At 71.0% G+C, this 20,187-nt stretch carries 13 protein-coding genes; 9 read left to right on the plus strand and 4 right to left on the minus strand.

All coding sequences use genetic code 11. The features are described 5' to 3' along the window. The first annotated feature begins 670 nt into the window (after positions 1–670). The 5 genes from ABH925_RS17965 to ABH925_RS17985 are packed head-to-tail and all read left to right on the plus strand — an operon-like array spanning position 671 to position 6,893. Complete coding sequence (locus ABH925_RS17965) at positions 671–2,491, plus strand: SDR family NAD(P)-dependent oxidoreductase (protein ID WP_370149070.1); 1,821 nt, start codon at positions 671–673, stop codon at positions 2,489–2,491. Next, complete coding sequence (locus ABH925_RS17970) at positions 2,488–3,150, plus strand: sugar transferase (protein WP_370149072.1); 663 nt, start codon at positions 2,488–2,490, stop codon at positions 3,148–3,150. Before ABH925_RS17965 ends, ABH925_RS17970 begins: the two co-directional genes overlap by 4 nt. Next, on the plus strand, positions 3,143–4,390 hold the full coding sequence (locus ABH925_RS17975) for a DegT/DnrJ/EryC1/StrS family aminotransferase (protein WP_370149073.1): 1,248 nt from the start codon (positions 3,143–3,145) through the stop codon (positions 4,388–4,390). Before ABH925_RS17970 ends, ABH925_RS17975 begins: the two co-directional genes overlap by 8 nt. After that, positions 4,387–5,568, plus strand: a complete 1,182-nt coding sequence (locus ABH925_RS17980) for a Gfo/Idh/MocA family oxidoreductase (protein ID WP_370149075.1) — start codon at positions 4,387–4,389, stop codon at positions 5,566–5,568. Before ABH925_RS17975 ends, ABH925_RS17980 begins: the two co-directional genes overlap by 4 nt. Continuing rightward, the gene (locus ABH925_RS17985) at positions 5,568–6,893 is read left to right on the plus strand and encodes a nucleotide sugar dehydrogenase (protein WP_370149076.1); all 1,326 of its coding nucleotides are present in this window, start codon (positions 5,568–5,570) and stop codon (positions 6,891–6,893) included. The genes ABH925_RS17980 and ABH925_RS17985 overlap by 1 nt, the downstream gene beginning before the upstream one ends. Before the next feature lie 51 nt (positions 6,894–6,944). Here the strand turns inward: ABH925_RS17985 and ABH925_RS17990 are convergent, their stop codons facing one another. Genes ABH925_RS17990 through wecB form a run of 3 tightly spaced genes read right to left on the minus strand, consistent with a single transcriptional unit; the run spans position 6,945 to position 10,038 of the window. Next, positions 6,945–7,556, minus strand: a complete 612-nt coding sequence (locus tag ABH925_RS17990) for an acetyltransferase (protein WP_370149077.1) — start codon at positions 7,554–7,556, stop codon at positions 6,945–6,947. Beyond that, positions 7,553–8,866, minus strand: a complete 1,314-nt coding sequence (locus ABH925_RS17995; RefSeq protein WP_370149078.1) for a glycosyltransferase family 4 protein — start codon at positions 8,864–8,866, stop codon at positions 7,553–7,555. Before ABH925_RS17995 ends, ABH925_RS17990 begins: the two co-directional genes overlap by 4 nt. Next, positions 8,863–10,038, minus strand: a complete 1,176-nt coding sequence (gene wecB, locus ABH925_RS18000; RefSeq protein WP_370149081.1) for a non-hydrolyzing UDP-N-acetylglucosamine 2-epimerase — start codon at positions 10,036–10,038, stop codon at positions 8,863–8,865. The genes ABH925_RS17995 and wecB overlap by 4 nt, the downstream gene beginning before the upstream one ends. 102 nt (positions 10,039–10,140) lie before the next feature. Here wecB and ABH925_RS18005 point away from each other — a divergent pair, with 102 nt between their 5' ends. Genes ABH925_RS18005 through ABH925_RS18020 form a run of 4 tightly spaced genes read left to right on the plus strand, consistent with a single transcriptional unit; the run spans position 10,141 to position 16,262 of the window. Then, the gene (locus ABH925_RS18005; RefSeq protein WP_370149082.1) at positions 10,141–12,870 is read left to right on the plus strand and encodes an O-antigen ligase family protein; all 2,730 of its coding nucleotides are present in this window, start codon (positions 10,141–10,143) and stop codon (positions 12,868–12,870) included. Between the two features lie 8 nt (positions 12,871–12,878). Beyond that, positions 12,879–14,087, plus strand: a complete 1,209-nt coding sequence (locus ABH925_RS18010; RefSeq protein WP_370149083.1) for a glycosyltransferase family 4 protein — start codon at positions 12,879–12,881, stop codon at positions 14,085–14,087. Next, positions 14,084–15,058 (plus strand): D-glucuronyl C5-epimerase family protein, encoded by a 975-nt coding sequence (locus ABH925_RS18015; protein WP_370149085.1) that lies wholly within the window; start codon positions 14,084–14,086, stop codon positions 15,056–15,058. Before ABH925_RS18010 ends, ABH925_RS18015 begins: the two co-directional genes overlap by 4 nt. A 22-nt stretch (positions 15,059–15,080) precedes the next feature. Next, a complete protein-coding gene (locus ABH925_RS18020; RefSeq protein ID WP_370149086.1) occupies positions 15,081–16,262 on the plus strand; it encodes a glycosyltransferase family 4 protein in 1,182 nt (393 codons plus the stop codon). A gap of 23 nt (positions 16,263–16,285) precedes the next feature. Here the strand turns inward: ABH925_RS18020 and ABH925_RS18025 are convergent, their stop codons facing one another. Continuing rightward, positions 16,286–17,686 carry an IS21 family transposase gene (locus ABH925_RS18025; RefSeq protein ID WP_370149087.1) on the minus strand — a complete coding sequence of 467 codons (1,401 nt, stop codon included), beginning with the start codon at positions 17,684–17,686 and terminating at the stop codon, positions 16,286–16,288. Positions 17,687–20,187: the final 2,501 nt, after the last annotated feature.

Here is a 20,187-nt window from a genome sequence, read left to right on the forward strand (position 1 = left end):
ACCGCCGACGTACGCGCGCCGTCGAGGCGGGCTGGAGCTGCCCGCGACCGCCCCCCGCAGCTGCAGGACGCCGCGCTCCATCGTGGGCCCTGTAGGCGTCGAGGCTGCTGGTGTCGCTCCTCAACTGCCGTGCCGCGCAGGCGAATACATGGCCTCCGCGTGTGGGCCATCGATGGATCGCCAACATCGAACTGCCTTTCGGTCAGCGGAAGTCTGCGTGTGCGAAAGCCCAACTCGACTGCTCTTTCAGCATGGTGGCGAGCGAAAGTGGAGCCTGCGCATCGCTCGGGGATGGTTCTCGCCGCACGGCCCGGCGCGGCTCGCCTGCTCCGCGGTCGCAGCAGCTGCAGCGACGGCGGCGGTGCCCGGCCGGCTCCGGTGGGTGGGGGAGTGGCTGAGCAGCGCGCCAGGCGTGTCGTGGTTGCGCCGAGGCGGGCCGTCGCCGCTCTTATGCTCTGGCGGCAGGACGTAATCGTTCGATTACGCGTCGTCACTCTTGTATGCATCGCGAGCACGGTGTCCAAAGGGATACCCGCGGAAAGCGAAGGATGCGCGGGACACGTTGAACGGGGACTGCGCCAGTAATGGCGAGCTGACGCGCTTTGCCGCCCGATGCCGAGGGCGCGGGGCCCGCGTCGCTGCTGATGCCACCGCTTGGACAGGTGGCCTGTTGATCGCTGGCCTGGCCGGGAGCGGCGGTGCCGGTTTACTGGCCGCCCCCGGCGATCTGGGTGTCGCCTGCGTGGTCGCCTGCGTGGTCGCGGTCCTGGCCGGCGCTGTGTGTGGGTTGTACTCCGGTCGGTTCCAGCCCGAGAGCGGCGCGGAGTTGGGCGCGGTAGCGGCTTCCGCCGCGCTCGCCGGAATCAGCCTGGTGAGTATTCCGCGGCTCCCGTTGGTGGGCGGCAGACCGGCCGAGGCCGTGATCGCGGCCGTGGTCAGCGTGCTGGGGATGATCGCCGAGCGGTCCATGATCGCGGCCATCGCACGCAGGCCGAGGCGGCCAGCGGCGGCCGCGGTCAAGGTGATTGTGTTCGGCGCCGGCAGCGCGGGCACGCAGCTGGTGCACCGGCTGATCGGTCAGCGCGGCGCCCGGTACCGGCCTGTGGCCCTGCTGGACGACGATCCCGGGAAACGCCGGCTGCGTGTCTGCGGCGTGCCGGTACGCGGAGGCCGGGAACAGATCGCCCAGGTGGCCGCCGAGACCGGGGCCACGGTCATGGTGATCGCGATCGCCGGTGGCCGCGGTGACGGACGGCTCATCAGGGAACTGGTCACAGCCTCCGAAGCGGCCGGTCTGATCGCCAAGGTGATCCCCCCGATCGACGAACTGGTCACCGGCTCCGCGCGGATCGACGGGGTCCGCGACCCGCGCATCACGCATCTGCTGGGCCGCGAGCAGGTTTGCCTGGATCTGACGTCGGCGGCCGCGCACTTCGCCGGGCGGCGGATTCTGGTCACCGGTGCCGGAGGGTCGATCGGGGCGGAGCTGTGCCGCCAGCTGCACCGGCTGGGCCCGGCGTCACTGGTGATGCTGGACCGGGACGAATCAGCCCTGCACGCGGTCCAACTCGCCTTGCACGGCCGCGCGCTGCTCGACTCCGACGAGACCGTGCTGGCTGATATCAGGGACGCTCCGAGGATCCAGGAGGTCTTTGCGCATGCGCGGCCGGAGATCGTCTTCCACGCGGCCGCGGTGAAGCATCTACCGCTGCTGGAGCGGTATCCCGCCGAGGCGCTGAAGACGAACGTGATCGGCACGCAGAACGTGCTGGAAGCGGCGGCCGCCCACGGGGTCCGGTCGTTCGTGAACATCTCCACCGACAAGGCCGCGGACCCGGTGAGCGTCCTGGGCACATCGAAGCGGATCGCCGAACGGCTCACCGCGCACATGGCCGGCCTGGCGCCGGGAACCTGGGTCTCCGTCAGGTTCGGCAATGTGCTGGGCAGCCGGGGTTCGCTGCTCGGCTCACTGTCCGCGCAGATCGCCGCGGGCGGCCCGGTCACGGTGACGCATCCGCAGGTCGCCCGGTACTTCATGACGGCCACCGAGGCCGTGCAGCTGGTGCTCCAGGCGGTGGCCGTCGGCCGCAGCGGTGAGGTGCTCGTGCTGGACATGGGGGAGCAGATTCGGATCGCCGATCTGGCACGCCGGATGGTGGCGGCGGCGTCGCACCGGGTGGAGATCGTCTTCACGGGGCTGAGGCCGGGCGAGAAGCTGACCGAGGATCTGCTGGGTGCGGGGGAGGTGGATCACCGCCCGCGGCATCCGCTGGTCAGGCAGGTGGCGGTGCCACCGCTGGAGCCTGCTGAGGTGACCGGGCTGGGCGCGCTGGCCGGCCCCGACGCAGTGCGCGCGGCCCTGGCCGCTGTGGCCGCCACCGGTTCGATTCCGGCGCCGCTTTCCGCGCCGCCGCCGGATTCCGTGCCCTCACCGGGCGAGGCCGCGCCTGGCCGGCCGGCTGCGCCCGGACGAACGGGGGTCGGCCGATGACCGCCACGACCGTGCCGGAGCAGCACCGCGTGGGTGCCCCGCCCGACCGCGGCAAGCGGTCGCTGGACCTGGTGGTGGTGTGCCTGGTCGCGGTGCCGGCCGTCGTGCTGTGCGTGGCCGCCGCGGTGGTGCACCTGCTGGCGCACGGCAGGCCGGCGTTGTTCCGGCAGCAGAGGGTCGGCCGTTACGGCCGTCCCTTCGTGATGTGGAAGCTGCGCACCATAGCGAACGCTGTGGGCGGGCCTGGCCTGCCCGACGGGGGTGACGTCGCTCGGGTGACCGCGGTCGGCCGGGTGCTGCGCCGCCTGTCCCTGGACGAGCTGCCGCAGCTGGTGAACGTGCTGCGCGGGGAGATGAGCCTGGTCGGGCCGCGGCCCACGCTTCCGTACCAGGTGCGCCGGTACACGGATCGGCAGCGGGAGCGGCTGCGGGCCCTGCCGGGCTTGACCGGGCTGGCGCAGGTGCGTGGTCGCCAGCAGCTGAGCTGGCCGGAGCGGATCGAATGGGATCTGCGCTATGTGCGCCATCAGAGCCTGCGGCTCGATCTGACCATCTTGTTGCTCACTGTCTGGGCGGTGCTGGCCCGTGGCGGTACCACTGTCAGCCACGACACCGATCCCATTGCCCGCAGACCAGAGAGGATGCACTCAGGTGCCTGACAGCGACGTTCGAATCCGGCTTGCCAGCCCCGAACTCGGGGAGGAGGAACTGGATGCCGTGCGCCGGGTGCTGCGCAGCGGCGTGCTGACCAACGGCCCGGAGAACGAGGCCTTCGGGCGGGAGTTCGCCGACCGGCACCAGGCGGGGTTCGGTGTGACTTTCTGTACCGGTACGTCCGCGCTGGCGGCGATGCTGCTCGCGGAGGGGATCGGGCCCGGTGACGAGGTGATCGTCCCGTCGATGACGTTCATCGCCACCGCGACCGCCGTGTGCCACGTCGGGGCCACTCCGGTGTTCGCCGACATCGACCCGCGCACGTTCAATCTGGACCCGGTGTCGGTCGCGGCCCGGATCACCCCGGCGACCCGAGCCGTGCTGACCGTGCACTACGGCGGACAGCCCGGCGACCTGGACGGGCTGGCGCAGGTGTGCGCCGAGCGCGGCGTCGTACTGCTGGAGGACGCGGCGCAGGCGGCCGGCGCCGGGTACCGGGGCCGGCCGGTCGGAACGTTCGGCCGCTCGGCCATGTTCAGCTTCACCCCGACCAAGAACATCACCACCGGTGAGGGCGGCATCGTGCTGACCGACGATCCGGGCATCGCCGAGCGGTTGAAGCAGCTGCGCAACCACGGCCAGACCCGGCTGTACCGGCACGAGAGCCTGGGCTACAACTGGCGCCTGACGGAGATGCAGGCAGCGATCGGCCGGGTGCAGCTGCGCAGGCTGGACGGAATCCTGGAGCGCAAAGAGGTGATCGCCGGATCACTGACCCGGCGACTTTCCGGGCTGTCCGGCCTGAGGACGCCATGCCGGGCCCGCGAAGCGCAGGGGACCTGGATGTTCTATACGTGTCTGCTTCCGGGCATCCGGGACCAGGTGCTCGCCGACCTCCTCAGCCGGGGCATCGAGGCGCGGATCTACTTCCCGCCGGTGCACCGGCAGCCGGTCTTCGCGCAGGGCGCCTGCGGCGGCCCCGCCGTGGGGATGACGTCGGTTCCCGCGCTGCCGGTCACCGAGCGCGTCGCGGAGGCGATGCTGTCGCTCCCGGTGCACCACCGGCTGACCGAGGCGGAGGTGGCCGAGATCGCGGATGCGGTGATCGCCGCGGTCGGCCGGGCGACCGCCGGGCCAGGGACCGCGGGGGTGCCGGCCGGTGCTGTTCCCGCGGGCCGCTCGCCCGCGGCGGCGCCCGCGCCGTCGCGTGCAGGGTCCGCGCCGGAACTGGCCGCCGAGCGATGAGCGAACTGCGAGCCGGGGTGGTCGGTCTGGGCACCATGGGGCGGCACCACGCCCGGGTCCTGGCCGGGCTGGCGGGGGTGCGCCTGGTCGGGGCCTGCGATCCGGATCCGGGCGCCGGATCCGCGCTGCGCACCGTGCCGGTCTTTCCGGATCTGGACCGGTTGCTGGAGCTGGATCTGGACCTGTGCGTGGTGGCCGCGCCCACGCTGGCGCATGCGGCGATCGGCAGCCGCCTGGCCGCGGCGGGCGTGCACACGCTGATCGAGAAGCCGCTGGCGGCCAGCGCGGAGGAAGCCCGCATACTGGCGGCGCAGTTCGAGCGCGCTGGTCTGGTCGGCTGTGTCGGGCACATCGAGCGGTTCAACCCGGTGGTGCGTGCCATGCGGGAGCGGATCGGCGGTGGTGAGGTCGGCACGGTGCTGCAGATCACCACGAGTCGTCAGGGACCGTACCCGCAGCGGATCCGCGACGTCGGGGTGATTTTGGACCTGGCGAGCCACGACATCGATCTGACCCGGTGGATCGCCGGGGCGCCGTACGTGAAGGTGTCGGCGGTGACCAGCCGGGTGACCGGCGCCAGCGGCCATGAGGACCTGGCCGCGGTGGTCGGGGTCCTGCAGGACGGCACGGTGGTCAACCACCTGGTCAACTGGCTCTCCCCGGTCAAGCGGCGGCTGGTCAGCGTGACGGGCGAACTCGGCAGCCTGCGGGGTGACTTGCTCACCGGAACGCTGTGGTTCAACGGCCACGACGGGGGCGTGGCCGTGCCGGGCCCGGGTGGGCCTGTGCGAGTGCCGGGCGGCCGGACCGACCGGTCCCAGGTGGTGGGACCAGAGCCGCTGGCGGCGGAACTCGAGGGCTTCGTGGCCGCCGTGCGCGGACACGCCGGCGTCGTGGGTGACGCCGCTGACGTGGTGCCGATGCAGGCGGGTGCGGAGGTGATGGACGTGACAGCGGCGATTCTGGCGCAGCCGGCGGCCGTGGTCGAGGTGTCGGCCGCCACCGGCCCGGCGGACGCGGTCCGCTCCGGTCCGGTTCGGGTGGCTGCCCAACTCTCGGCGCCGCCGGGCGCGGATCGTGTCGCGGCCCTGCTCGGCGCGGGGGAGTCGCAGACCGGGGGCCTGCCGGTGCTGGTGGCGGGCTACGTGCCGGCTCCGGGCTCGCGGCGGTGGTTCTGATGGCCGCGGTCACGGTGGTGGGTCTGGGCAAGATCGGACTGCCGCTTGCGGTCACCTTCGCCGCCGCGGGGCACCGGGTGACCGGCGCCGACATCAGTGCGCGCGTGGTGGCTGAGGTCATGGCGGGACGGCCACCGTTCCCGGGTGAGCCCGGACTGTCCGGTCGCCTGGCCGAGGCCAGGGGCCTGGACCGGCTTCGGGCCACCACCGGGACCACAGCGGCGGCCGCCGCAAGCGACGTGGTCGTCATCGTGGTGCCCCTGGTCATCGGCGCCGACCGGCGGCCGGACCATCGCGCGCTGGACGCGGCGGTGGACGCGGTCGGCGCGGGTCTGCGTCCCGGATCCCTGGTGGTCGTGGAGACGACGCTGCCCGTGCACACCACCCGGCGGCGGATCACGCCGCGGCTTGCGGCCGCCTCCGGGCTGCGTCCGGGTACCGATTTCAGTGTCTGTCACAGTCCGGAACGGGTCTCCAGTGGGAGCGTCTTCGCGGATCTGGCCCGGTATCCGAAGCTGGTCGGCGGCATCGATCAGGCCTCCGGTGAGCGGGCGGCGGAGTTCTACGCGGCCTCACTGCGGTTCGACGAGCGGCCCGATCTGCCGCGGCCGAACGGGGTCTGGGATCTGGGCTCGGCCGAGGCCGCCGAGCTGGCCAAGCTGGCCGAGACCACCTATCGCGACGTCAACATCGCGCTGGCCAACGAGTTCGCCTGCTTCGCGCAGGACGCGGGGCTGGACCTGCTGCCGATCATCGAGGCGGCGAACAGCCAGCCGTACAGCCATCTGCACCGCCCGGGGATCGCGGTGGGCGGGCACTGCATCCCGGTCTACCCGTGGTTGTACGCGGCCGGTGACCCCGCTGCCCGGCTGCCGCTGCTGGCGCGCGAGATCAACGACGCGATGCCGGCCAGGGCGGTGGGGATGCTGGCCGCCCTGGCCGGAGGTCTGCGGGGGCGGCGGGCCGCGGTGCTCGGCGTCGCCTACCGCGGCGGGGTCAAGGAGACGGCGTTCACCGGGGCGCTGCCGGTAGTGCGTGCGCTGGCGGAGCTGGGCGCGGTCCCGCTCGTGCACGATCCGCTCTACGACGACGACGAACTGGCCGCGCTCGGCCTGCAGCCCTACCACCTGGGCGAACCGTGCGATGTCGCGATCGTGCAGGCCGACCATCCGCAGTACGCGCGGATCGGGCCGGCGGATCTGCCCGGTGTCGCCGCGTTGTTGGACGGGAGGTCGGTGACGGATCCGCTCCTGTGGCGCGGCGTGCCCCGGCTGGCACTGGGCAACGGGACCTCGGCCACCTCGGCCCTGGTCGCGACCGGGTGACAGGGGAGCGCCGGCGGGCCGGTTGACGGCCCGTGGTGTGTTCGCAGGCGGTCAGCGCGGTCTGGCGGGGACGCCGATGACGAGCTGACCGCCGGTCACGTCGCGGGTCACCAGCGCCGCAGCGCCGACGGTCGCGCAGGGGCCGATCCGCCGGCCCTGGAGTACGGCGGCGTTGCTGCCGACCGTCGATGCGGCGCCGATGGTCACGCTGCCGGCGATGTTGGCTCCCGGAAGAATCGTCACGAAGTCCTCCAGCACCGTGTCATGGCCGATGCTGGCGTGGTAGTTGATCTGGACGTGGGATCCCAGGACGGTGCCGGTGGAGACGAATGCCTGGCCCAGCACGACACAGCCCGGCCCGATCGTGGCCCCGGGCGAGACCACGGCCCCGGGGTCGATCACGGTCGCCGGCCGCAGGCCCTGCTCCTCGAACCGGCCGGCCAGTCTGCGGCGCGCCGCGGGGTCGGCGATCGCGACGACGAACTCGTGCCGGCCCGGTACGGCCAGGTCCAGTTGGCCGGGCTGCAGGACCTGGCAGCCGTCCAGGTGAGCGGTGGTCGGGTGTTCGTCGACGAAGACCACCTGTGGTGTCGTCGCCGAGCGTCGTACGGCGTCCAGCGTCTCGCGGCCGAAACCGCCCGCGCCCACGATATGGAAGGTCACCGCGGTGCCTCCGCCCTGTCGTTCGCCGGGCCTTGCCCGGCTGGTTGAGCGACCGCGGTGAGGAATGCCGAGGCCAGGGCGGTCGTTCCGTGGTGCCGGTAGACCCAGGTGCGGCCACGCTGGCCGATCTGCTGGCGTTGCGTCCGGCTCATCGCGGCCAGCGTGGTCAGTGCTTCGGCGACAGCGGCCGGTGACTCGGCCGGTACGCACACGCCGCCGCCGGACTGACGGACCGGTCCGCCGGGGGCGTTGCTGGCGAACAGTACGGGCTTGCCGCAGGCCAGGTAGTCGAACAGCTTGTTGCTGCTCAGGCCGTAGCGGAAGACCGCGACGTCGCGCAGGCAGAACAGCGTCACGTCCAGTTCGGCCAGCACGGCCGGAACGGCGCTCTTGGGCACCGGTGGCCAGAACAGCACGTTGTCCAGGCCCAGCTCGTCCGCGAGCCGTTGGCATGCGGCTTTCTCCGGGCCGTCACCGACCAGCACGACGGCGACCCGCGGCTGCCCGGCGTCGTGCAGCCGGGCCGCGGCGGAGACGATGGTGTCGAGGGCGTTGGCCGGGCCGTGGGAGCCGACGTAGCCGGCGGTGAGGCACCCTTGGGTGCGCAAGCGCCTGATCCGGTCGATCAGTTCGGTGACGTGCTGCCCGTGGTCCTGAAGGGTCGGAGTGGGCGAAGGACCGTCGTCGGCAGATGGGGGGTGGTCGCTGATGCCGTTGGGCACGTAGTGGATCCGGTCGGGCGGAACGCCGCGGGCCTTGAGATATCCGGCCGCGCCCGGCAGCAGGCAGATCACCGCGGAGGCGCGCCGGTAGCAGAACGACTCGACCAGCCGCAGTACCCGGGCGGGGATTCCGCCTGCGCGCAGCGCGCCCATGTCGATCAGGGTCTGCGGCCACAGATCGCGTACCTCGACGACGAAGCGGGCGCCGCGGCGGCGGGCGGCGAGCCAGGCGGCGAGGACCGCAGCCGGGTGGACGCAGGAGCCGACGATGACGTCGGGCCGCTCCAGGTCCTGCTGCGCGGGGAGGACCCGTGCGGCGTAGCTGCACATGTTGAGGAACCGTCGGTATCCGTTGCCGGCGTACGGGGGTGTGCGGACCCAGAGGAACCGGACGCCGTCGACATCGCGGACGGCTGTCTTCTCGCCGTGGGTGAGCCGCTCCTCGCGCCTGCTGAAGTGGCTGAAACTGCTGGCGAAGACGGTGACCTCGTGTCCGGCCGCGACCATTGCCCGGCCCAGGTCGTAGTGCCGGGTGCCGGCCGCGCAGTCGGGGGGCGCCGCGTAGTGGTTGAAGATCCAGATCTTCATGCGGTCACGCTCCGGGGAATGGGCCGCGTCGCGGGCCTGGCTGCTGTGTGGGTCCGCGACTCCAACTCCGTGACGATTCTGGCGGCGGCGTGGCCGTCGCCGAACGGGCTGGGCGGTTTCCCGGTCGGGCGGGTCCGGGCCACGGCCGCGGGCAGGTCCCGGGGGTCGGGGACAAGGACGTTCCAGCCGTCGGCCAGGGTTTCGGGCCACTCGGTCTCGGCGCGCAGGGTGCTGCAGGCGACGCCGAGGACGAGCGCCTCCTTCTGCAGGCCGCCGGAGTCGGTGATGAGCCCGGCGGCCGCGGCCAGAGCGGTGAGCATGGTGCGGTAGGGCAGGGGGTCGGTCGTGTGCAGTGATCCGCCGGCGAGGTCGATGCCGAACTGGTGGCATCGGGTGGCGAGTCGGGGGTGGACCAGCAGCCAGACCGGGTGCGGACAGGCGGTGAGGGCGGCGATGACGGCGGACAGCCGGTCGGGGTCGTCGGTGGTGGCCTGCCGGTGCACGGTGGCGAGCAGATAGGGGCCCCGGTGGTCGGCGAGGAACGGGGGCAGTGGTGCGGGCGGCCCGGACGAGGGGTCGGTGACGGCGCGAAGCGCGTCCACCATCAGGTCACCGGTGAGCACGGAGCGGGCGGCCAGGCCTTCGGCGGCCAGGTTGGCCATCGCCGCCGGGGTGGGTGCGAGGAGCAGGTCGGCCAGGTGGTCGGCCACGATCCGGTTGCGTTCCTCGGGCATGGTGCGGTCGAAGGACCGCAGGCCCGATTCCAGGTGCGCGATCGGCAGGTTCTGGGCGGCGGCCGCCAGGGTTGCGGCGAGGGTGGAATTGGTGTCGCCGTAGGTCAGCACCCAGTCCGGTCGCGTCCGGGCGAGTACCGGGTCGAGCCGGGTCAGCATCTCGCTCGTCTGTGCCGCGTGACCGGCCCGGCCCGCTTCCAGGTTCACGTCCGGTGGCGGGATGTGGAGTTCGCTGAAAAAGGACTGGGAGAGCAGCGGGTGGTAGTGCTGGCCGGTGTGGACGATCGTGTGCTCGTCGCCGCGCAGGGCCAACTGTCGGGCGATTGGTGCAAGTTTGACGAACTGGGGACGTGCGCCAACGACGCTGACCACCTTCACGGCCGACCCTCTCGACGCAGTGCGGCGGGCGCCGGAAGGGTGGCGCCTCTGAACACGCACTACTGTGCGTGCTTTTCAAGCTACCCTGCGTGGTTGAATCTTCGTGTTGTGCTCGCTGATGGTTTCGGAGGGCGTTCCCACTTGCAGCAGATCATGGACCGCATGCGCGCCCGGCTGCCTGGCGTGAGCCCTGGGGCGGTCGGCAGTACGTTCGCCGCCCGGGTGCTGGCCACCGCGATAAGTTTCGCGGCGGGTGTCATCTCGGCGCGTGGCCTGGGGGTGCAGGGCCGGGGAGTTCTCGCGGTCATGGTCTCGGTTCCGGCGGTGCTGAGCATCGTGGCGGTCCTCGGCATGGACAACGCCAATGCCCGCTTCGCCGGGATCTCGCACACCGCGTTCCGTCAGATCGTGCGGTGGAGCCTGGCGTTCTCGCTGGTGTGCGGATCGGCGGCAGCCGGGTTCTGGCTGCTGCTCGGCGGTCTGTGTCCGCCCGTGCTGCTCGCCGTGCCGTTCCGGCTCGCGCTGCTTTCCGCGGCCCTGTGCCCGCTGACCTTGCTGACCACGCTGCTCGGCACGGCCGAGATCGGCCGCGGCCGCGTCACGACGTACAACCTCGCGACCGCCACGCCGTCGGCCTGCTACCTGGCCGGCGTCGTCGGCCTGCTGGCCACCGGGTCGTTGACGGTCACCAACTGCTTCCTGTTTGTGCTGGCCGGGCAGTCGGTCGGCGCCGTGGTGCTGCTGGCCGTGGCCGCCGTCCGGGTCCACCCGGACGGCGAGCCGGTTCCGGTCCGGCGGTTCGGCGGTTTCGCGATCAAGGCGTATCTGCCGAACGTGCTGCACTACGGGATGCTGCGACTGGACGTGCCGGTGATCCAGTTGCTGGCCGGCGCCGGCGCGGTCGCCCTGTACGCGGTGGCGCTGCCCGTTGCCGAAGGGCTCTCCCTGCTGCCGACCGCGGTCGCGCTGGTGCTGTTCCCCCAGGTGACCTCGGGTGCGGTCGACGCACGGGCCGCGACCCGGATCGCCGGGACCGTGTTCGCGGCGACTGCCGTGGCGGCCGCGGTGGTGGCAGTGGGTGTGCCCGTCCTGATCCCTGCGATCTACGGGCAGCCGTACGCTCGTGCCGCGTGGGTGGTGTGGGCGATGCTCCCCGGGCTGGTGCTGTTCGGGGCGGGCCGTTCGCTCCAGGCCTACCTCGCGGCGACGGACCGGCTGCGGCCGGTGATCACCGCGACCGGGGCGGGGGCTGCCGTGAACCTCGCGCTGCTCGTTGCGCTGACGCCGAGTTACGGAGCGGTCGGGGCGGCCGCCGCCGACTCGGCCGGCTATCTGGTGTTCGCGGTCGTGATCGGCCGTTATGCCCGGCTGGGTACAAGGGCTGGTCGGCTTCGGGCACGCAGTGGGGCCGCCGTCCGGGCGCTGCGGGCGGCCCGGCCGTCGGCGGGGTTGCGCCGCCGATGGCGGGAGGTGCGCGCCTGGCGGGAGTGGTTCGCCATGGACGGCCGGTCGGTCCTGCCGGCCGCTCTGGTGCTGCCCGCCGCCGCGGCGGCCGGCCTGCTGGCTTCCGCATCGGCTTCGGCCGCCGCAGGCGTCGGGCTGGGGGTCCTCGTCCTGGTTCTGCTGTTGATTCCGGACGCGGGACTGTACGCGCTCGCGCTGATGGTGCCGCTGTCGCAGTCCGAGGCGGGTGCCTCGCTCGTGACGCCGAAGCGGCTGGTCGCCCTGATGCTGATCTGTGTGCTGAGCCGCGCCGTCAATGGCCGGGGGATCGTCTGGCCCAGGCCGGCAGGGGCCTGGGTGACGGTCGGCACGGTCGGCTACCTGATCGCGGCCAGCGCCGTGATCGGCGGCACCGACGCGTGGGGCACGCGTAACTGGCAGTACCTGCTGCTGGTCTGCGCGCCGCTGCTGTTGCTGCCGTTGCTCGCGGCGCCGGGGCCGACGCTCGACCGGGTGCTGGTGGTGTTCTGCTGCGGCAGCGTGGTCCTGGCCGTGGTCGAGATCGTTCTGGCCGGCTCCGTGTTCGCGAGCAACGGCAACAAGGCCCCGGACGATGTCGCGCTCCTGGCCATCTCCCAGCCCGGCGTGGCCAACCACAACGCGGTGGGCGCGCTGCTCGTGATGGCGGCCGCCGTGCTGCTGGCCCGTGCCCGGGGCGCGCGGGCGGGCCTGCCGCAGCTGGCCTGCTGGGCCGGGGTAGTGGTGCTCACCGTCGGCGTCGCGTACTCGCTCAGCCGCGCGGCGTACCTGGCAATGATCGCGGTACTTGCGATCCGCGCCCTGCGCAGGCCACTGCGCGGCTTCCTGACGCTGGGGCTCGGTGTGACGTGCCTGGTGCCGCTGCTGCCGGCGGCGATCGCCGCCCGGTCGGCTTCGGCGCTCGGCGGCGGCACCCTGGACAGCGACTCCGCGGTGCGGCTCGATCTGTGGAGCAGCGCACTGCGGATGTTCGACACGCATCCGCTGTTCGGGGTCGGATACCTGAACTTCGCAGGTCTGCTGCCCACCTACTACCGCGCCACCGGGAACTACAACGTGATGTTCCTCCAATTCCCGCTTCTCGAGTTCGCGCACAACACCTACCTGACGGTGCTCTCGCAGACCGGCCTGCTGGGTGCCGCCGGCATCGGCCTGCTCGCCGTGCTCGGCACGCGCCGGGCGTGGGCGGCGGTCAGGTCGGGTGAGCCCGCGGGGGAGGCGGCGCTGCTGGCGCTGGCCGGTGCCGGGATCTGCTCGGCGTTCGGCGAAGTGCTGCTGGTGCCACCGCTGCTGGCCGGCCTGGTGCTGATCGTCCTGGCCGCGGGACGGGGGGCAGCGACGGGAGCGCCGGTGCCCGTGGCGGTCCCGGTGCAGGTGCCGGTGCGGGTGCCGGTCCTGGCGGGGCGGTGAGCGCGCCCGTGACAGGCAAGCCGCGACCGCTGCGGATCCTGCAGATCACCTCGACCGCTGTGGGCGGGAGCTGGTTCCACGACCAGGTCCACGGGCTGGCCCGGCTGGGCAACGAGGTCTGCGCGGTGCTGCCGCGCGAGGGCCCGCTCGCCGACCGGCTGCGCGCGATCGACGGTGTCCGGGTGGAGGTCATCCCGTTCGGTCTGTCCCGCCGGCTGCGGCAGTGGCCGAGCCTCATCCGCGGGCAGTGGCAGCTGACGAGGTTCGTCAGGCAGTACCGGCCGGACGTCGTCCACGCCCATCTGATCATCGCGATGCTGGCCGCGCGGGCCGCCACGGCCTGCTACCGACGGGCGCTGATGGTGTCCCAGGTGCCGGGCCTGGTCCATCTGCGCATGGCGCCGTTCCGGATCCTGGACCGGCTGTCACTGCGCCGGGACGACCTTGTGCTCGGTTCGTGCCGGGCGATCGCGACTCGCTACCGGGCCATGGGGGCGCGGGCTGTCGAGGTGAGCTACTACGGCTGCGACGTGCACCGGTTCGATCCCGCGACGCCGGCGGAACCGTTCCGCAGCGAGTTCGCCATCACCGACGCGACGCCCGCGATCGGCATGGTCGCCTACATGTACCCGAGCAGATTCCGCGACTTCCGGGAGATCGGCGTGAAGGGGCACGAGGTCTTCATCGACGCCGTGCCGATGATCCTGCGCCGCCACTCCGGTGCGAGGTTCTTCGTCGTCGGCGACGAACTGGTCGGCGACGGGCGGTACCGGCACCAGCTGGAGGAGCGCGCCGCCCGCCTCGGAGTCGCCGACCGGATCCAGTTCACGGGCCTTCGCACCGACGTCGGCTCGGTCATGGCCGGCCTGGACGTGCTGGTGAACCCCTCGATGGACGAATCGGCCTGCTACACCGTGGTGGAGGCACTGCTGATGCTCAAAGGGGTGGTCGCGACCGACGTTGGCGGCCTGCCGGACACAGTCCAGCACGATCGGACCGGACTGCTGGTTCCACCCGCCGACCCGGCCGCACTCGCACGGGCCGTGGACGTGCTGGTCGCCGATCCCGCCAGACGGCGCGAGCTGGCAGCCTGCGGGCGGGAACTGGCGCTGCGCCAATTCGACATCGCCAGGACGGTCGGCCAAGTGAACGACTTCTACCACCAGGCGCTCGCGGCGCCCTCGCGGCGCGGCCGGCTGCGCCGGGGCCCCGCGTGACCGGCCAGGAGAGGACCCGGCCGGGGCCGGGCACGCTGCTGCGAAGAGGACTGTCCGATCTGCGCCGGCCCGTCTTCCCGGTCGACGCGCCGACGCTCACCCACCCACCGGCGGCCGGTCCGCCGGACCGCTATCCGCTCGACCTGCGGCTGATGACCGCCGGGGCCGTGCTGGACCGTGAGGGGCTGGTCGTGACGAGTGCGGCAACCGGTGAGACGTACCGCAACCCCGTCTCGATGAGCCTTTACGCACTGAGCCGGCACACTGAGGCCCGGTGCGCCGGCTGGCACGGCGACGCCCCGGCCGACCGGCCCCGGGACATCCAGGCGCTGCTGGACCAGGCCGGTTGGCTGCGTGCCAACCAGGACGGCAACGGCGGCTGGCGCTACCCGGTCCCGGTGCCGCGCTACGGGGTGGTCCCGGGGTGGTACTCGGCGATGGCCCAGGGCCTGACGGTGTCGGTGATGCTGCGGGCGTACGCCGCGACCGGGCAGCGCTCCTTCCTGGACGCCTGCCAGGGCGCGGCGGAGCTGATGCTGCGGCCGCTGTCGGCGGGCGGCTGCTCGCACTACGACGAGCAGGGCCGGCCGTTTCCCGAGGAATGCCCCTCCGACCCGGTCAACCACATCCTCAACGGCGCCGTCTTCGCGCTGTTCGGTCTGCACGAACTGGGCCGCCAAATCGGTGGCGACGGCGTCGGACCGGCAGCGGACCGGATCCGCGAGTCCCTGCCCGGCTTCGACCTGGGCTACTGGACCCGCTACGACCTGCGGTACCGCGCGCCGGCCAGCCTGGCCTACCACAGCCTGCACATCTCGCTGCTGACCGCGGCCGGCCGGCTGTTCGCCGACCGGCGCTGGCTGACGACGGCTGCCGCCTGGGAGCACTACACCCGCGGCCCCGTGCGGCGGCTGCGTGCCGCGGCCGGCAAGGGCCGGTTCGTGCTCGGGGAACGCAGTGCCCGACCCTGATCCCTCCCCTGGGGAGCCGGGCATGACCCGCTCGTCAGCCCCACCGCTGCGCCTGCTGCTGCTCGCCCCGGCCGGGTCGGCCCACACCCGCCGCTGGGCAGACGCTCTGGCGGCGCTCGGGCACGCGGTGACAGTGTGCAGCTGGCACGATCCGGACCTGGACAGGAGTGCCACCACCTGGCGGCTCTCGTCCGCACCAGCCGGAGCCTGGTGGCCGTGGCGGGTGCTGCGCGCGACCGGCTGGCTGCGCCGCGAGGTGCGCCGCACACGGCCGGACGTCATCCACGTCCATTCGCTCGGTGTGCACGGGGCGCTGTCCCTCGCGCTGCCGACCCGTACGGCGCCTCTCCTGGTCACGCCCTGGGGCTCGGAACTGCGGGCGGCCGACCGCCATCCAGGCCGGGCGCTGGTGGCCCGGCTGGCGTTGCACCGGGCTGCCCGGGTGCTGCCGACCTCACGGGAGGTCGCGGCGAAGGTCGCGAACCGCTACCGGATCACCCGTTCCCGGATCACCGTCCTGTCCTGGGGCGTGCCGGACGCCCTCCTCGACGGCAGCGACGGGACCGATGCCCGCCTGACGCGTGCCAGATTCGGCATCGCGGCCGACGCCACGGTCGTGCTCTCGGTCCGCACCACCTCACCGGTCTACCGGACGCAGGAGATCCTCGACGCCTTCGCCCACGCCGCGAAGGTGCGGCCCGACCTGCACCTGGTACTGCTCACCGGCCACCAACCCGCCAAACCGGGCCCGGCCCGCGCGCAGCAGCACTACCTGGCGACGCTGCGCGCCGGAGCAGCGCATCTGGCCGACCGCATCACAGTGATCGATCAGCTGCTCGGCCAAGCCGAGCTGTTCGCCCTGATGCGTGCCAGTGAGGTCGCGGTCTCGGTACCCCACGCCGACCAGCGCAGCTCCTCGGTGCTGGAGGCGGCGGCAGCAGGCTGTCGCCTGCTGCTCGCGGACATCCCCCCGTACCGGGAACTGGTGGCCGACGGCCTGCATGCGGACCTGCTCCCCGACCCGCTGCACACCACCTTGGCCGATACCCTGACTGCCGCCGCCCCGCTGCCCTCGGCCGAACGCGCGGCGAACCGGGAGCTGATCAGCCGCACCGAGCGCGGCTCGGTCCAAGTCGCCCAACTGGAGCGGCTGTACCGGGACATGACCCGGCCCGGGCCGGGCACGCGGCAAGACCCGGCATGAGGGGCGCTCCTCTTCATGCATCCTCAACCGGCGGTTTGCGCTGCCGTTTGTCGGTCTCCGGCTCGTTCGTCCTCGCGTTCTCGTTCCTGGTCGGGGCTCCGGTCGCTCCAACTGGACCCCTCCGGCGCGCCATCGCTCACGCAGACACGGGCCTGAGGGTTGGGCCAGTGCTGCGTGCCCGTGGGGTCCTTGGAACGCAGACGCTGCGCCTCGGCGAGAGCCGCGGGCGAGGGGGGCAGATATCCGCCCCCACGGCAGGGCACGGGGTGGGGCCGCGGTGAAGGTCTCGTCCGCCGGTCCGGGGTGATGGGCTCCCGGGAGCCGGTGACGGTGCGTCTGGCGCCGGGCGGGGCCAGAGCATGGCGGGTGATGAGGGCTCCGCCGGCGGTTGCGATCGACACATGGGACTCGCCGATGCGCCAGCGCACCTCCACGGTGGTACCGGCCAGATCGGACGGAACGGCGTACGTGTTGCCCCGGAACGGGACCAGCCCGCGTGGGGTCACCGACCTCATCACGCGGATCTGAGCGGGATAGGCAGAGTCGGGAAGAGGGAGCAGACGGGTCTGTTCGTTGGCCTCACGCCGGCTCGGCATCGGAGTCCGACGCACGTCCAGCCGGGCGGTGAGCTGATCGAACCGATCCTGTGCGGTGGGGAGCGGGCAGGTGGAGCTGATCGTCCGCCACGCACGCATGATCTGTCGCAAGTCCTCCCCCGACAGTTGGGACGTTTGCTTGCTGGTGGGTGAGTCGATCTCCAGAGTGACGTCGTAGTAGTCGGCTACCCGGACGAAGTCGCGCATTACCCGATCGGCTTTCCCGGCTCCCGCGGCCATCGAGGGGTCCAGGGACCAGGCGCTGCCGGTTCCACCCAGGCGCCGTAGGGTTTCGTGGATCGCCTCGACCACGTAAGGGAAGTCGTCGCTCTCCACCAGGACCGCTCTCCAGCGGCTGGAGGAGCTGAGCCTGGCGACAGTCAGGTAGGCGCAGGTCCCCCAGCCCCAGTGGGGCGGCGGGGCCAGCAGGCGCAGAATCGTGAAGTACACATGCTCGTTTCCCTGCTGGTCCCGAGTCTGTGCGGCGACGCTGAGATTGCGGCAGCACAGCGGGCACAGCGGACGCAGCCGATGCTTGCGCAGAGCCCGAGTTAACGTCGAGTAGCCGCCGGTGTATCCCAGTTCGACGATCTCGTCGAACAGGTCTCTGGCCGGCAGGTGGACGGCGTCTGACAGCCGCTGCCTGCAGTAGGGCACGTAGCGCTGGAGGGAGTCCTCAGGCGAGAGACGGACACCGGGTTTGCGACGTCCTTCGAGGTAGGACCTCACGGTCTTGCGGTCGCGGCACAAGTGCCTGGCGATCGCGGAGACCGACCATCCCTCGCTCCGCAGCACGTAGGCCTCGTCGTATTCCTCTCGGGTGAGCATTCAACGACTCCTTGCAAGCGCACCGATACCCTTCACTGGCCCGCGGGGCCGGGATTTCCACCCGCTGCTCCGGCGTCAGCGAGACGGTAACACGATTACTTCTGCAGAAAGGTTTCTCTCGAATCTTGACATGATGACAGACAGGCAGAGCCGGCCTGGTTTCCCCTGGAATGATTAGCCGCCCCAGCTGGGTATTATCACTGAGCATGAACGGGGGAATTGGTGATTGCAAGCGCACTTTCCCGCGCTTTTCCTTGGGGCGGCGCGTCGAGCGTTGCACGTTTTCAATGAGCGGAACCATGAGCGTGTGCGGAGAGACACGCCACCTCTGGCGGTTCGGGTGCGGGAACGCTGGCTGGGGACTTTCAGTGGTTCCATCCGGGGCGCTGACCATTGGCCATCCTGCGTCGGCCCGGCCTCGCATCGCTGGGTGACCTAGGGAGAGGAGGCAGCCGCTGCTGTGCACGCTCGATGATCCAGTCCTGTCTCCTCGCTCGAAAGGGAGCGTGATAGAGGCGGTTCTTTCGACCTTGGACGATGCCTTTGCTCAACCTCCGCCGGTGAGCGATGCCACACGCAGAGGGAGAATTTCTGGCCGAGCGTAGTGAGCGGCCGTGGGGGGCACGGGGGTGTGCTCGTTTGGTTCTCCTCAGTGTATGGCCAATTCAGCCGAGCATCCGATTCGCTGAATATTGGATGATGCCCGTAAGAAGTACATAGTCAGGGATTTATTCGTTTTGTAAGGCGTGAATTCAATGTGCTGAACAAGGGCCGTCCGTGAACGCCGGGAGTGGGAGCGGACAGCGCAAGACCCCTGTAGGTGGACACGACCGGCAGATGTCCGCCTGGCCACGGACTACTGTCCGTGGCCAGGCGGAGCCGGCTTCAGCCGACCTTCTCCCGCCAATCGGCTATATCCGGACTTCGCGGGTGGCTGGTTCGGGTGGTGATGTGGGCCTGGGTGGTGTCTGAGCCTGGGGGCGTTGATGGGGTGGGGTGACAATCTCCCGGTCCCCCGCGGCGACGCAGGCGACGCTCGCCGCCACATAGGCTGACCAGCCTGCAGCTGGGAGGGGATCCCAACGACCCCACGGAGCCTGTGGGGTGGAACCGACATCTCCGGGCCAGGCTCCTGCGCGGCGGGTCTGGGGCAGGCCGTAGGACTGCTCACCGGTGTGGACACGACGACGGGTGCTCCGGCTGCTCGGGAATACACGTCGTGGGTTTCCTCCTCCGCCACGGATCTCCACGCGCTCCGTCGCATCCCAGCGAGCGGCCACGCCGCACCTGGGACCTACCCGTGCGCGGCGCCACACCGTAAGTGCGTTGAGTAGCCGACCAGAGGGCACACCGAAGGACGTGCCCCCGTTCCCCATCGCACGGCAGAATCACTCACTGTTACTTCAGGGCGACAACGCGAGTTCAGGCTGAGTAGCTCTGAGTAGCGCCGTGTAGCACGGCGGAGACTCCAAGTGAGTCCAAGGAGCTTGAGCGCCTGCAAATGCATGGGATTTGGGGGGATAAGACCCGAAACTCGACAAGTTCCCTTGACCCAGTGTGACCGGCGCGGCGATGCTGGAGGCCTGGTCCACAGTGACCAAACGTGGTGGTCGGCGCTAAGGCGCCCTAGACGGTCGACATTATCTCTGGGCCGGTATGTGCGGGTGCGGGTGGGGCAATGGCGGGGGCATCGCACCGGGGGTTCATTCCAGGCCTGTGCGCCGTGTCAGCGTCATCTCTCATCTCCGCGGGCACCCCTGTGTCCTTTTGAGGGGCTTTCTCGATGTGTTTCACGTCGCCCCGCGACATCATTGCCCAATGTCTGGTGAGCAGTAGCCAACAGCCTTGCTGCACCGGCGAGTTCGCCACCGGGAACACCGTCCCCAGGACCGTTCCGGCCCACAGTGTGGCTTGCAAGCTTCCGCCGCATTCTCTGGTCGCCCAGCAGTTCCCGGCATCCCGCAGCCCCTTTGCCAACGGCCAGGACTGATCAGGAGATCCACCAGGCTCGTGGAACGCCGGACGTCCCTGCAGGGCTGATCGACGGCCTACCCGAACGGCTCTGGATATATCCGGCGAAACGCCGATTTCGATCACTGGGCACCGGCCGCTGGCGAATCGAGGTCAGCGATTTCGGTGGCCTTGATACCGAGCTGACGGGCAATCAACAGACCGTAGGTTGAAGCCATTTCTGGCTCCTTGGCGGTAGAAAGCCTCGGCTGGCGTGCCGCATGAAGTGATACCTGATGGCGCCCAGCTGATTCCACGGATTTGTTTTATCAATTAGCGAAAGAGGTTTCTCTGTGTTGCATACCGCACTCCTGGGAAGGAAGCTCCAGCAAATCCTTCAGTGGGCGCTTGGAATCGATCGGTCCAGTCGGACTTCGCCCCCGGCGCACGGATTCGCCCACCGCATGGCCCTTCGTGCTGAAGGTCGGACAGAGCTGACGCCGCGTCAGCGGCCCCAGGCCCCCTCGCATCGAGGGCTTCTCAGGTTGTGC

The sequence above is a fragment of the Streptacidiphilus sp. EB129 genome, from assembly GCF_041262645.1.
Taxonomy (GTDB): Bacteria; Actinomycetota; Actinomycetes; order Streptomycetales; family Streptomycetaceae; genus Streptacidiphilus.

Excerpts from the sequence above, each read along its gene's own strand:
- ABH925_RS17970 (WP_370149072.1), top strand. The coding sequence starts at position 2,488 with ATGACCGCCACGACCGTGCCGGAGCAGCACCGCGTGGGTGCCCCGCCC.
- ABH925_RS17980 (WP_370149075.1), top strand. The coding sequence starts at position 4,387 with ATGAGCGAACTGCGAGCCGGGGTGGTCGGTCTGGGCACCATGGGGCGG.
- ABH925_RS17985 (WP_370149076.1), top strand. The coding sequence starts at position 5,568 with ATGGCCGCGGTCACGGTGGTGGGTCTGGGCAAGATCGGACTGCCGCTT.
- ABH925_RS17995 (WP_370149078.1), bottom strand. The coding sequence starts at position 8,866 with ATGAAGATCTGGATCTTCAACCACTACGCGGCGCCCCCCGACTGCGCG.
- ABH925_RS18005 (WP_370149082.1), top strand. The coding sequence starts at position 10,141 with ATGCGCGCCCGGCTGCCTGGCGTGAGCCCTGGGGCGGTCGGCAGTACG.
- ABH925_RS18020 (WP_370149086.1), top strand. The coding sequence starts at position 15,081 with ATGACCCGCTCGTCAGCCCCACCGCTGCGCCTGCTGCTGCTCGCCCCG.
- ABH925_RS18025 (WP_370149087.1), bottom strand. The coding sequence starts at position 17,686 with ATGCTCACCCGAGAGGAATACGACGAGGCCTACGTGCTGCGGAGCGAG.